The organism is Spirulina sp. CCY15215, assembly GCF_016888125.1.
GTDB lineage: Bacteria > Cyanobacteriota > Cyanobacteriia > Cyanobacteriales > Spirulinaceae > CCY15215.
Genome location: NZ_JACSWA010000552.1, coordinates 1 through 11,994, shown reverse-complemented (window position 1 = coordinate 11,994; position 11,994 = coordinate 1). Strand labels below are relative to the sequence as shown.

At 45.5% G+C, this 11,994-nt stretch carries 12 protein-coding genes; 5 read left to right on the top strand and 7 right to left on the bottom strand.

Annotated elements, in window-relative coordinates:
* Positions 1-20: 20 nt before the first annotated feature.
* The 3 genes from secF to JUI58_RS19000 form a co-directional block, all read right to left on the bottom strand.
* Positions 21-1,004 carry a protein translocase subunit SecF gene (secF, locus tag JUI58_RS19010; RefSeq protein ID WP_204105385.1) on the bottom strand — a complete coding sequence of 328 codons (984 nt, stop codon included), beginning with the start codon at positions 1,002-1,004 and terminating at the stop codon, positions 21-23.
* A gap of 86 nt (positions 1,005-1,090) precedes the next feature.
* A complete protein-coding gene (gene secD / locus JUI58_RS19005) occupies positions 1,091-2,491 on the bottom strand; it encodes a protein translocase subunit SecD (protein WP_204105384.1) in 1,401 nt (466 codons plus the stop codon).
* A gap of 293 nt (positions 2,492-2,784) precedes the next feature.
* Positions 2,785-3,774: an alpha-ketoacid dehydrogenase subunit beta gene (locus tag JUI58_RS19000; RefSeq protein WP_204105383.1), complete on the bottom strand. Its 990-nt coding sequence runs from the start codon at positions 3,772-3,774 to the stop codon at positions 2,785-2,787.
* 249 nt (positions 3,775-4,023) lie between these two features.
* On the opposite strand from JUI58_RS19000, the gene hoxU reads away from it, so the two are divergent.
* The 5 genes from hoxU (at position 4,024) to JUI58_RS18975 (ending at position 7,962) form a co-directional block, all read left to right on the top strand.
* Positions 4,024-4,740 carry a bidirectional hydrogenase complex protein HoxU gene (hoxU, locus tag JUI58_RS18995; protein WP_204105382.1) on the top strand — a complete coding sequence of 239 codons (717 nt, stop codon included), beginning with the start codon at positions 4,024-4,026 and terminating at the stop codon, positions 4,738-4,740.
* Between the two features lie 90 nt (positions 4,741-4,830).
* The gene (locus JUI58_RS18990; RefSeq protein WP_204105381.1) at positions 4,831-5,346 is read left to right on the top strand and encodes a peptidylprolyl isomerase; all 516 of its coding nucleotides are present in this window, start codon (positions 4,831-4,833) and stop codon (positions 5,344-5,346) included.
* 90 nt (positions 5,347-5,436) lie between these two features.
* Positions 5,437-5,985 (top strand): oxidoreductase, encoded by a 549-nt coding sequence (locus JUI58_RS18985; RefSeq protein ID WP_204105380.1) that lies wholly within the window; start codon positions 5,437-5,439, stop codon positions 5,983-5,985.
* Between the two features lie 46 nt (positions 5,986-6,031).
* The gene (locus JUI58_RS18980; protein ID WP_204105379.1) at positions 6,032-7,459 is read left to right on the top strand and encodes a Ni/Fe hydrogenase subunit alpha; all 1,428 of its coding nucleotides are present in this window, start codon (positions 6,032-6,034) and stop codon (positions 7,457-7,459) included.
* A complete protein-coding gene (locus JUI58_RS18975; RefSeq protein ID WP_239121578.1) occupies positions 7,459-7,962 on the top strand; it encodes a hydrogenase maturation protease in 504 nt (167 codons plus the stop codon). The genes JUI58_RS18980 and JUI58_RS18975 overlap by 1 nt, the downstream gene beginning before the upstream one ends.
* Here the strand turns inward: JUI58_RS18975 and JUI58_RS18970 are convergent.
* The 4 genes from JUI58_RS18970 to JUI58_RS18955 form a co-directional block, all read right to left on the bottom strand.
* A complete protein-coding gene (locus tag JUI58_RS18970) occupies positions 7,953-9,011 on the bottom strand; it encodes a tetratricopeptide repeat protein (RefSeq protein ID WP_204105377.1) in 1,059 nt (352 codons plus the stop codon). The two genes, JUI58_RS18975 and JUI58_RS18970, sit on opposite strands and share 10 nt — an antisense overlap.
* On the bottom strand, positions 9,008-10,060 hold the full coding sequence (locus tag JUI58_RS18965) for a M28 family peptidase (RefSeq protein WP_204105376.1): 1,053 nt from the start codon (positions 10,058-10,060) through the stop codon (positions 9,008-9,010). Before JUI58_RS18965 ends, JUI58_RS18970 begins: the two co-directional genes overlap by 4 nt.
* Positions 10,061-10,143: 83 nt before the next feature.
* Positions 10,144-11,730 (bottom strand): B12-binding domain-containing radical SAM protein, encoded by a 1,587-nt coding sequence (locus tag JUI58_RS18960; RefSeq protein ID WP_204105375.1) that lies wholly within the window; start codon positions 11,728-11,730, stop codon positions 10,144-10,146.
* A gap of 115 nt (positions 11,731-11,845) precedes the next feature.
* Positions 11,846-11,994: ATP-binding protein (locus JUI58_RS18955; protein WP_204105402.1), on the bottom strand; the 149-nt coding region annotated here is incomplete at its 5' end.

The window sequence follows — 11,994 nt, the reverse complement described above, 5'->3', positions numbered from 1 at the left end:
GCCTCTATTTAAAGTAAAAATTAAGAACCCGATATATCTGTTTCGGTACGAATTTCATCGGCTACTTCTTCATCAACAATTTTAGGTTGTTTGGCAATTTGTCGCTCTCGCCACCAGGCAAGCAAGGTACTGGCAATGAAAATACTGGAATAAGAGCCGGCAATAAAACCTAAAATTAAAGCTAAAGCAAAGAACTTCAAGGTTTCGCCACCAAAGAGAAAAATTCCGATCAAAGGTAAAATCGTTGTCACCGTAGTATTAATCGATCGCGCTAAAGTTTGATTGACGGCATCATCGACAATTTTCGAGAAAGATTCCCCCTCTTCTATTTGGCTTGTTTCGCGAATGCGATCGTAAATAACTACCGTATCATTGACGGAAAAACCGATAATTGTCAGCAAGGAAACCAAAAATAAACTATCAATTTCATTGCCTAGGATTAAGCCGAAAATGGCAAAAACCCCTGCTGTAATCACGACATCGTGAAAGAGGGCAATGATCGCGAAAATAGCGTAATCAAAGCGAAAGCGAAAACTTAAATAAACAACAATACCAAAAAAGGACGCAAATAAAGCACGAACTCCCCCGGATAGCAACTCTTCGCCAATGCTAGGACCGACGGTATCAATTTGCGCGGTTTTCGGGTCAAAATCCCCCAATTCCCGCGTCAGTGCATCTTGAAGTTGGGTGCGTTGTTCGACGCTTAAGGTGGGAGTACGAACCGAGACGGTATAATCTTCAACGACCTGGATTGAGCTATTCTCAAGGTTTAAGCCCCCTAAAACTTGACGAACCTCCCCCACCTCGATCGCCTCGCTACAAGTCTCCGTGGCTACGCATTTGAGGGACAGTTGCAAGCGAGTTCCCCCCACAAAATCCAAACCCAGTCGAATAGGAGATCCCAATTGGCTGTAGGAGAAAATCATGGCGATCGCGCTAATGGCGATCGCTGCTGCCGAAATTCCCCACCACAACCCCCGTTGTTTAATAATATTCAGTCGCATTTTTGTTCTTGGTTCTTAGTAATTGGTAATTGAAATAAATTGGTTGTGGAAAATGGATCATTCTCCCCCATCCTCTCCATCTCCCTCTACTCGGGGGTTGGCAAATTGGGGCAGAATAGTCCAGGGTTTTGACGAACTTTGGGAAATCCCAAGACCACTAAAAGCATAAGCGTGCGGCTGCAGGTTAGTGCGGTAAACATACTCACCCCTACCCCGATCGCCAAAGTTAAAGCAAAGCCTTTCACTAATCCCGATCCCAACCAAAATAAAGCAAAACAAGCAATCAGGGTCGTGACGTTACCATCTAAAATGCTAGAAAAAGCGCGGAAAAAGCCCGACTCTACGGAACGATAAAGGGTTTTCCCCGCTCGCAATTCTTCCCGCGTCCGTTCAAAAATCAGGACATTTGCATCAACTGCCATGCCAATACTGAGGATAAATCCCGCAATTCCTGGTAAAGTCAGGGTAACACCGATAAGGGCATAACAGGCGAGGGTAAGCAGGGCATAAATTAACAGGGAAACATCGGCGATCGCCCCAGGTAAGCGATAGTAAACCACCATGAAGATCAAGACCAACAGCAAACCGGAAACGGCGGCGATAATACTGCGGTTAACACTATCTCGTCCCAAAGTTGCCCCGATGGTGCGATTTTCTACTAATTCTACGGGAAATGGGAGTGCGCCTCCTCGGAGTTGAATGGCCAGTTCTAGGGCTTGTTGGGAGTCCAAAGACCCAGAAATACTGGCGCGTCCTCCAGTGATTCCCGTGGTGGCATATTGCGCGTCTACCACCGGAGAACTAATCAATTTACCATCGAGGAAAATACCGATGGTGCGCCCGGTTCCGGCGATCGCCTTCGTCAATTCGGCAAATTTTTCTCCTCCTTCGGGATCGAAATAAAGGCTCACTTCCCATTGATTGCTCGGATTTGTCCCTGCAATGGCATTAGTGAGAGATTTTCCCGTCAGACCCGTGGGTTCAAAGAGGTCAATAATAACTGCATTGGCTTTTTCTACCGCTTCTTTTGCGGCGGCGATCGCCTCGGGATCGGTAGTTTCTGCGGCTTGGAGGTTTTCCAATTCAACTTGAGCAATGCCTTGTAATTGGCGTTCGATCGGGAATTGTCCTTCCGTGCCTTGTTTTTGGCGCAGAAATTCTAACTGTGCGGTTTCCCCCAAAACTCGTTCGGCTTGTTGGGGATCGCTGACTCCTGGGAGTTGTACGACAATTTTATCAGGACTCACAGTTTGTACCACAGGTTCACCCACACCTAAGCCATTGACGCGGTTTTCGATCACCTGTTTGGCATCGGAGAGATTTTCTGGGGAAATTTTCGGGACTTCTTCCGTGGGTTGAACTTGTAGGGTTAAACGAGCGCCCCCTTTGAGATCCAAGCCCTGATTGAGGGGAAATTGCGTTAATAAGGCGATCGCGGCAAACACTAACCCGATAATAACGGCAAAGGTAACACGTTGTTTTTGCATGAAGTTTTGGGGAGTGGGGAGTAGGGGTTAGGGAGTAGGGGTTAGGGAGTAGGGAGTAGGGAGTAGGGAGTAGGGAGTAGGGGTTAGGGAGTAGGGGTTAGGGGTTAGGGAGTAGGGGTTAGGGAGTAGGGAGTAGGGGAAGCAATAAAGAAGCTACCCACTATCAACTACCCACTATCAACTACCCACTACCCACTATCAACTATCAACTATCAACTACCCACTATCAACTATCAACTATCAACTATCAACTACCAACTACCCACTATCAACTATCAACTATCAACTATCAACTAGATCTGTGCAGTCATGAGTTTCTGCATCGCTTCGACAATTTGGGGAGGTTGGATGATGGTGAGATGTTCCAATGTTCCGTTATAAGGAGTGGGAATATCTTGAGAAGATAAGCGCACGATCGGTGCATCCAGTTCATCAAACAGTTGTTCGTTAATGAGTGCGACCAATTCCGCAGCAATTCCTCCCGTTTTCATGCACTCCTCGACGATAATGACGCGATGGGTTTTGCGAATAGACTTGGCGATCGCCTCCATATCAAAAGGTTTGAGGGAAATCAAATCAATAATTTCGGGATCATAATCTAAACCCCGCTTTTCGATAAGTTTGACGGCTTGGGTACAGTGGTGACGCATTCGAGAATAGGTCAAAATTGTGACATCTTTTCCCGGTCGCACAATTTCCGCCTGATCGAGGGCGCAGATATATTCGTAGTCTGGTAAATTTTCCTTGAGATTGTAGAGGAGGACGTGTTCAAAGAAAAGAACAGGATTATCATCGCGAATGGCTGCTTTGAGGAGTCCCTTAGCGTTGTAGGGAGTAGAACAGGCGACGATTTTCAGACCGGGAACCGCGTGAAAATAAGCCTCGAGACGTTGAGAGTGTTCCGCCCCCAATTGCCGTCCCACACCCCCAGGACCGCGAATTACCATCGGGATTTTAAAATTCCCACCGGAAGTATAGCGCAACATCCCTGCGTTATTGGAGATTTGGTTAAAGGCGAGGAGTAAGAACCCCATGTTCATCCCTTCCACAATGGGACGCAACCCCGTCATTGCTGCACCCACCGCCATGCCGCAAAAACTATTTTCCGCGATCGGGGTATCCAATACCCGCCAGTCACCATATTTTTTTGCTAAATCTTTCGTGACTTTATAGGAACCGCCATAATGTCCCACATCTTCCCCGAGGACTAAAACGGTTTCGTCCCGTCCCATTTCCTCATCCGTTGCGTCTCGGAGTGCATTAAAAAATAGAGTTTCAGCCATTCTGCGTTACCAATACAGCATAAGCGATCCTATCATTCATTCCGTCAACAGTCATCAATCCGCGATCGCCAGTTATCGGAGGAGAAGAAGTTTCCCGTTTTTGCCTGCAATTCTAAAGTTAATATTTATTGTGGCGATCGCCCAGGAAATTTAGGGCAAACTGGGTTAGGGACTAGACAATCAAATAAAATACCTGTTAATTAAAGTACCTCTCCTTAGAAAAAGAGGGGTTAGGAGAACTTAGCACTTATGTCTGTTTGTACCTTAATAATAGATGGCCACAATATTGCCATCGCCTCTGACGCAACCATTCTCGACGCAGCCAAGGAAGTCGGCATTGATATCCCCAAGCTCTGCTATCTGGAAGGACTCTCTTCTGTGGGAGCCTGTCGCCTCTGTATGGTGGAAGTAACGGGGGAGAATAAACTCTTAGCTGCCTGTGTCACCACCGTGCAGGAGGGCATGGAAATTCAGACCCAAACCCCCAAATTACAAAACTATCGCCGTATGACGGTGGAAATGCTCTTTGCGGAAGGAAACCACGTTTGTTCATTCTGCGTGGCTAATGGGAACTGTGAACTGCAAGATATGGCCGTTACCGTGGGCATGGATCATAGCCGTTTCCCCTACCAATTTCCAACCCGCAGCATTGATGTTTCTCACTCGCAATTTGGCATCGATCGCAATCGTTGCATCCTCTGTACTCGCTGTGTCCGGGTTTGCGACGAAATTGAAGGCGCTCATGTTTGGGATGTGGCCAACCGAGGCGACCAATGTGATATCATCGCCGGACTCGACCAACCTTGGGGAGAAGTATCTGCTTGCACCTCCTGCGGTAAATGCGTTGATGCTTGTCCCACTGGGGCAATTTTCCGCCAAGGTACAACCACGGGAGAGAAAGAGCGCGATCGCAGCAAACTAGAATTTTTGGTTAATGCACGTCAAAATCAAGAATGGTCCCGATAAGTCCTCCTCTTACACCTTCAAACCCTTCAAGATTTGGGTAAACTGGAGTCGAGAAAGTAAACCCTTATCTGGATTATAAATTCAACATTCATGGCAAATCCCACCGCAACTCTTGAAACTTCCCTTGGTAACATTACCGTTGAACTATTTACCGACGTTATGCCCATCACGGCAGGAAATTTCATCAAATTGGCCAAAAGTGGCTTTTATGATGGTCTACATTTTCACCGGGTGATTAACAACTTTATGGTGCAGTTTGGTTGTCCTTATAGCAAAGATCCCAACTCTAGCCGAGCCGGGACTGGTAATGGTCCTGATGGCTGCATTCAAGATGAGCATCCCGAGAAGGGGAAACTTTCTAACGAACCTGGAACCCTTTCTATGGCTAATACAGGTCGCCCGAATAGTGGGAGTTGCCAGTTCTTTCTTAATACTGTTCACAACTCCTATTTGGATTGGTTTAGCCCCGGTGCCTCCAAGCATCCTGTTTTTGGGAAAATTACTGACGGGATGGATGTGTTGAAAGCGATCGAAACGACCCCAACAGGACAAGGCGATCGCCCGAAAACTCCCGTTCAAATGATCAAGGTCACTATCAACGAATAAACCAAGGCAAGGTGCGGAGAAAATCTCCGCACCCTGTTATTTTGGTGTCATGTTTCCTGTTTCTTCTGCTCAAATTAATTCTTAATGATTATGGCTAAAATTCGTTTTGCAACAGTTTGGTTGGCGGGGTGTTCTGGCTGTCATATGTCATTCTTGGATCTGGATGAATGGCTCTTAGAATTGGCACAACAGGTTGATATAGTCTATTCTCCTATTGGCTCCGATATTAAAAACTATCCCGATAATGTTGATGCTTGCTTAGTGGAGGGAGGCATCGCCAATGAAGATAATTTGGAACTCATTCTTGAAGTTCGGGCAAAAACAAAACTCCTTATTTCCTTTGGAGATTGTGCCGTGACTGCTAATATTCCTGCCATGCGGAATATGCTCGGGGGGGCGGAACCGGTCCTCAAACGTGCTTATTTAGAATTAGGGGATGTTACGCCACAACTCCCCGATGAACCTGGAATTGTGCCTCCTTTATTGGAGCAGGTGCGCCCCGTGCATGAAGTCGTCCCCATCGATTTGTTTATGCCTGGTTGTCCCCCTTCTGCCGATCGCATTCGAGCCACCCTAGAACCCCTATTGCGGGGGGAAATGCCGGAGATGGTAGGGCGGGAGATGATTAAATTTGGTTAGCTGGTTTTGGTTTCGTCTTTATTCTTTAGCGATATCTGGTGCAAAAATGAGTAGAACTATTGTGATCGACCCCGTTACCCGCATTGAGGGTCACGCTAAAATTTCCATTTTCTTAGATGATGCAGGGGCAGTAGAAGATGCCCGTTTTCACGTGGTAGAGTATCGCGGTTTTGAAAAATTTTGTGAAGGTCGTCCTTTTACGGAAATGGCTGGGATTACCGCGAGAATTTGCGGTATCTGCCCCGTGAGTCACTTATTGGCGGCGGCGAAAACTGGGGATAAAATCCTCGCGGTGAAGATTCCCCAAGCGGCGGATAAACTCCGACGGTTAATGAATCTGGGACAAATTATTCAATCTCATGCTCTCTCTTTTTTCCACCTCAGTAGTCCCGATTTTCTCCTCGGTTGGGAAAGCGATGTGGCGAAACGGAATGTATTTGGTTTGATGGAAACGAATCCTGATTTAGCTCGGGGGGGGATTCGTTTGCGACAATTCGGCCAGACTGTAATCGAAAAACTCGGAGCCCGCAAAATTCACGCCGCTTGGACGGTACCGGGGGGGGTGCGATCGCCTCTTTCTGAAGAAGGTCGAGATTGGATCTGCTCTCGCCTTCCCGAATCTTTTACCACTATTGAAACCGCATTAAGTCTATTTAAGCAGTTACTTGATGATGCCTTGAAAACCGAAGTCAAAGTTTTTGGGGATTTTCCCTCATTATTTATGAGTTTAATCGGCAAGGATGGGCTTTGGGAGCATTACGATGGCCAGATCCGCTTTATCGATAGTGAGGGAAATATTGTCGCGGATGGTTTGAGTGAGGATGATTACCAAGATTTTATTGGCGAATCTGTGGAAAAATGGTCCTATCTCAAATTTCCCTATTACAAACCCTTGGGCTATCCCGATGGTATTTATCGCGTCGGTCCCTTGGCGCGGGTGAATATTTGTCAGGGTTTTGGGACTCCCAAGGCTGACGAAGAATTGCAGGAATTTCGCGATCGCGCCGGGGGTGTCGCAACTTCTTCTTTCTTTTACCATTATGCCCGCTTGCTGGAGATTCTCGCTTGTTTGGAGCGAATTGAGGGGCTAATGGAAGATCCAGAATTGATGTCATCGCGAGTACGGGCGACGGGAGGCGTTAACGAACTTAATGCAGTGGGAGTGAGTGAAGCACCGAGGGGAACACTTTTTCATCATTATCAAGTTGATGAAAATGGCTTACTGGAAAAAGTGAACTTAATTGTTGCCACGGGAAACAATAATTTGGCGATGAACAAAACTGTAACTCAAATCGCTAAACATTATATCCACGGTGCGGAAATCCCCGAAGCTATGCTCAACCGGGTTGAACACGGCATTCGTTGTTTTGACCCTTGTTTGAGTTGTTCCACTCATGGGGCGGGTCAAATGCCCTTACATTTGCAAGCGATCGCGCCGGATGGAACTGTTGTAAATGAAGTGTGGCGACATTGATGAGAACTTTAGCGATCGGTTATGGGAACACTCTTCGCGGTGATGACGGGGCAGGACAAGCCGTAGCCGAAGCGATCGCCGCTCTATCTCTCCCAGAAGTGAGAGTGCGATCGCTGCATCAACTCACACCAGATTTAGCAGCAGATATTGCCGAAGTGGATCGCGTCTTTTTCATTGATGCGATTCTTTGGGGAGAGGAAATATCACCTAGAGTAAGGATACACGGTTTAACTCCTCAAGAACAAAATAGTAGCTTGGGACATTATTGTGAGCCGCGATCGCTGTTAGCTTGGAGTGAATTACTCTACGATCGCCTCCCCAGTGCTTATTGGGTCCTCATTCCTGGACTTAATTTTGCTTTTGGGGAAACCTTCTCAGATGTGACTCAAGGGGGGATAGCGGTGGCGATCGCGGCAATTCATCGGTTTTGTCTCACAGAAGGGGAAATATGCCCCTCACTTTCAATTCCCCTAAACGGGGGCGATCGCCATTCTCATTCCTGATTTTCTAGCGATCGCGTCACAGCGTCTAAATTATTACGAGGGGTTTGATAGTCGGGATCGAGTTCGATCGCCCGTTTAAATTGCTCGATCGCCGCTTCTAATTCTCCTTGTTGCGCTAAGGTAGAACCTAAATTATTATAACGAATGGCATTGGGTTCAATTTCTACAGCGCGACGATGTGCCGCGATCGCCTCTTCAAAGCGTACCAATTGATTGAACGCATTGCCTAAATTACTATAAAGATAAGGATTATTGGGTTCAATTTCTAGAGCCTGTTGATAGGTTTCTACTGCCTCATCCAGACGGGAGATGGCTTCTAATGCCAAACCCAAATGAATATAAGTAGCAATATTATTGGCATCTCGTTTTAAAGATTGTTGGTAGGCTTCAATGGCGCGATCGTAGTTTTCTTTTGCTGCTAAAGCAACCCCTAAATTATGATAGCGAATCGCATTCGGTTCGAGTTGAATTGCCGTTGCATAAGCTGTAATTGCTGCATCTAATTGTCCCCAATCTTGTAAAGCATTGCCTAGATTATTATAGGCTTGAGCATAATTGGTATCGAGTTCGATCGCCCTTTCATAAGCCGCGATCGCATCTCTCAATCGCCCTTTTTGTCGCAGAATTACCCCCAAATTACTATAAGCAACAGCAAAATTGGGATCGATTTGGGTGGCTTGTCGATAGGCAGAAAGGGCAACACCTAACTGATCTTGGGCTTTAAAGGCATTGCCCAGATTATTATAAGCTAAAGCATTATTCCCATCGAGTTCAATGGCTTTTTGATAGGCTGCGATCGCCGCTTCTAGTTGTCCCTGTTCCATCAAAGCCAAACCCAAATTAACGTAAGCCGCCGTATTATCGGGAAAAACAGCTAGAATTTGCCGCCAGATTTCCTCGGCTTCGAGATAATTTCCCGCCCCATAAGCCGCATTTCCCTGTTGAAATGCCCGTTCTAGATTTTGTGCAATTGCTTGAGGAGAAACGTTAACAATCAGCAATAAAGAGTTAACGGCGAGTAATAAACAAAACGTGACTATTTTTCTCACTTTTTCTCTGGCTCACCCTGTTGACAATACTCTTCTAGGATAGCAAGGCAATTGGCGATCGCTCCTAAATGCGCGATTTCATAACCGTGAGTATTTTCTGTGGGAAAGCTCAAACAAGCCGCCCTTGCGACGTGACCGAATTTCATGGCGATGGATGCGTCACTACCAAAACCGCTAATGGTGGCGAATTGGAGAGGAATATGAGCGCGATCGGCACTGGTTTGTAATTCAAAATTGAGTCCTTCGTCATAAATTCCATAACCATCTTGAGAGAGCAAAACGGGCATATCTCCCCCTTGAATGGGATACTCCGAAGAAAGCGGGCAAATCTCTAAAGCAATCAGAGCATCTAGGGGCTGATTTTGGCTGAAATAAAGCGCTCCGATCGCCCCAACCTCTTCCTTTGCCGAAGCCACTAAATAGACATCTTGGGGGGGATTTTTGAGCCGTTCTGCTAGAGCGAGTAAAATGGCCACAGAGGCTTTATTATCGAGGGTATAACTAGCAATATAATCTTTAATTCTAATCGGGTGCTTGCGGTGTTTTCCTACTACAACTCTCGTTCCTGGTCGCACTCCTGCTTGAGATAATTCCAGAGAATTACATTTAGTTTCTACCCATACTCTTTCCCAAACTAAAGGTGCGCTTTCTTGTAAGACTTTTTGGGGAGATTCGTGGGAAACATGACGGGAACCAAAAGAGAGAATCCCCGGAATTGTAGCGCGATCGCCTAAAATATCGACAACGCCTTCCCCATAGACCCAAGGAAATGAACCTCCCAAAGGGCGAATTTTTAAGCGACCATTTCTGTTCACTGTTTTCACAATTGCGCCAATTTCATCCTTGTGTCCTGTAATGGCGATCGCGCTTTGAGAATCTTTTCCGGGAATTTTCGCAATAATATTTCCCGCCCGATCTTGCCAATGTTCTACTTGCAAATGGGTTAGGCGATCGCGTAGAAAAACATCAATTTCCCCTTCAACACCACTAGGGGAATGATAGAGAACTAATTCTTCAATGCGATCGAACAGGACATCGTAATCAAGCATAATTTATACCCGCAAATTTAAGAGATCGGACTTGCAATCAATATTTATTGTACAAATCCGAGTGCGATCGCACCTCCTAATTTTTAGATATCTACTAACACCGGTTCTGGCTTCACCTGAGTTGACCGACTCAGAGGCTCTAATCCTTGCTGTTCCAGAATACGCTCTTTTGCCAAAATGCGATATTCCCAGAAATGTTCCCCAGCCGCACATAAACCCAAATACATATTCAATAATTGAGGCTTAGTCCGCATTATCGTCCAAAGTTGTCGCCAAAATTGTCCGCGAATTTCTGTTCGTTTCCAACCTTGATGCCAGCATAACTGAGCGACGAGTCGCAGTCCTTTACCGCGAGGAAAATACATATTTTGCTCTAGTTTAGGATTGGTTGTAATTCCCAAACAATGTTGCAAACAACGTCGAAGATAGTTTTTCGGTTCGTACATAGTCCAAAGTGCGTCGAGATATTCTTCTGCAATTTCAGCCATTGGGCGATCGGGAAGGAAATTCATCAAAGAATTCTGATCGCCAACTTCAACACCTCCAAAACCTTCTAATAATCGCTGTTCTTGTTTTAATCGTTGCCAAAGTGCCGTATTCGGAAGAGCTTGCAAAATGCCAAGCATCGGTTGAGGAATATTAGTTTCTTCCACAAAAGCCTGAATGCGATCGCCAGCACCGGCTCTTTCCCCATCAAAACCAATGATAAACCCAGCATAAATTAACAAACCAGCTTCATTAATAATGCGACAAGATTCCACTAAAGGTTGGCGAATATTTTGAAACTTACCCGTGAGTTCCAAGCTATCACAATCGGGGGTTTCAATGCCCAGAAAAACAGCATAAAAACCAGATTGAGCCATCAAGTCTAGTAGTTCTAAATCTTCTGCTAAATTGACAGAGGCTTCCGTGATGAAGGTGAAAGGATAATTGTGTTCCTGCATCCAAGGAATTAATTCCCGCAACAAACGTTTAACATTGCGTTGATTGCCAATGAAATTATCATCAACCATGAAAATAGAGCCGCGCCAGCCTAAATCATAGAAAGTTTGTAATTCTACTAAAATCTGAGCAGGTTCTTTGGTGCGAGATTTGCGACCATACAGGTTAGTAATATCACAAAATTCGCATTGGAAGGGACAACCCCGAGAAAATTGGATCGCCATCATTAGGTAATCATCTTTCTCAAGTAAATCAAAACGAGGTAGAGGGCTTTGAGTAATATCGGGTTTGTCTAAAGTGCGGAAAATTCCTTTTTCTTGACCTTGAGAAAGTGCTTCTAAGAATTGCGGAATTGTTATTTCTCCTTCATCTAAAATCAAATAATGAGCGCCAGCTTCAATTGCTCCTTCTGGAATAGAGGTAGGGTATGGACCTCCCACCGCTACTTTTTTGCCGAATTGAACTGCTTTGCGAATTTGGCTGAGAAAGTCTGGTTTTTGGGCAAGCATAGCGGAAAGAATGACCACATCGCACCACTCATAATCTGCTTCTGTTTCTTCAGTAACGTTGCGATCGTAAAACCGAATTTCCCAATCTGTGGGCAGTAGTGCGGCTACGGTAATAATTCCTAAAGGCGGAATAAATGCCTTTAGTCCAGCCATTTTCATGAATGCGTCGTAAGACCAAAAAGTTTTAGGAAAGCGGGGATAAATTAAAAGAGCTTTCATCGAGAATTAGTTCTCCGTCTAAATTAATTTTTATTTATCCCTAACTTATATTTCATCTGAATGAAGAATTTGATCTTATCCGCAATTTCTTTACAAATGTTATCTTCTTTTTCTCTCATTTCTGCACGGGAATTTCAATAATAAACTCTGTTCCCTTTCCCAATTGCGACTGACAGGCGATCGCGCCTTGATGATGTTCGACAATAATTTGATAAGTTGTGGATAGTCCCAAACCCGTCCCGCTTCCTACGGGTTTAGTGGTGA

What these genes read in the sequence shown, in the direction of transcription:
- JUI58_RS18965 (WP_204105376.1), bottom strand. Translation starts at nt 10,060, where the DNA reads ATGCTTGATTACGATGTCCTGTTCGATCGCATTGAAGAATTAGTTCTC.
- secF (WP_204105385.1), bottom strand. Translation starts at nt 1,004, where the DNA reads ATGCGACTGAATATTATTAAACAACGGGGGTTGTGGTGGGGAATTTCG.
- JUI58_RS18960 (WP_204105375.1), bottom strand. Translation starts at nt 11,730, where the DNA reads ATGAAAGCTCTTTTAATTTATCCCCGCTTTCCTAAAACTTTTTGGTCT.
- JUI58_RS18985 (WP_204105380.1), top strand. Translation starts at nt 5,437, where the DNA reads ATGGCTAAAATTCGTTTTGCAACAGTTTGGTTGGCGGGGTGTTCTGGC.
- JUI58_RS18990 (WP_204105381.1), top strand. Translation starts at nt 4,831, where the DNA reads ATGGCAAATCCCACCGCAACTCTTGAAACTTCCCTTGGTAACATTACC.
- secD (WP_204105384.1), bottom strand. Translation starts at nt 2,491, where the DNA reads ATGCAAAAACAACGTGTTACCTTTGCCGTTATTATCGGGTTAGTGTTT.
- JUI58_RS18975 (WP_239121578.1), top strand. Translation starts at nt 7,459, where the DNA reads ATGAGAACTTTAGCGATCGGTTATGGGAACACTCTTCGCGGTGATGAC.
- JUI58_RS18980 (WP_204105379.1), top strand. Translation starts at nt 6,032, where the DNA reads ATGAGTAGAACTATTGTGATCGACCCCGTTACCCGCATTGAGGGTCAC.
- hoxU (WP_204105382.1), top strand. Translation starts at nt 4,024, where the DNA reads ATGTCTGTTTGTACCTTAATAATAGATGGCCACAATATTGCCATCGCC.
- JUI58_RS19000 (WP_204105383.1), bottom strand. Translation starts at nt 3,774, where the DNA reads ATGGCTGAAACTCTATTTTTTAATGCACTCCGAGACGCAACGGATGAG.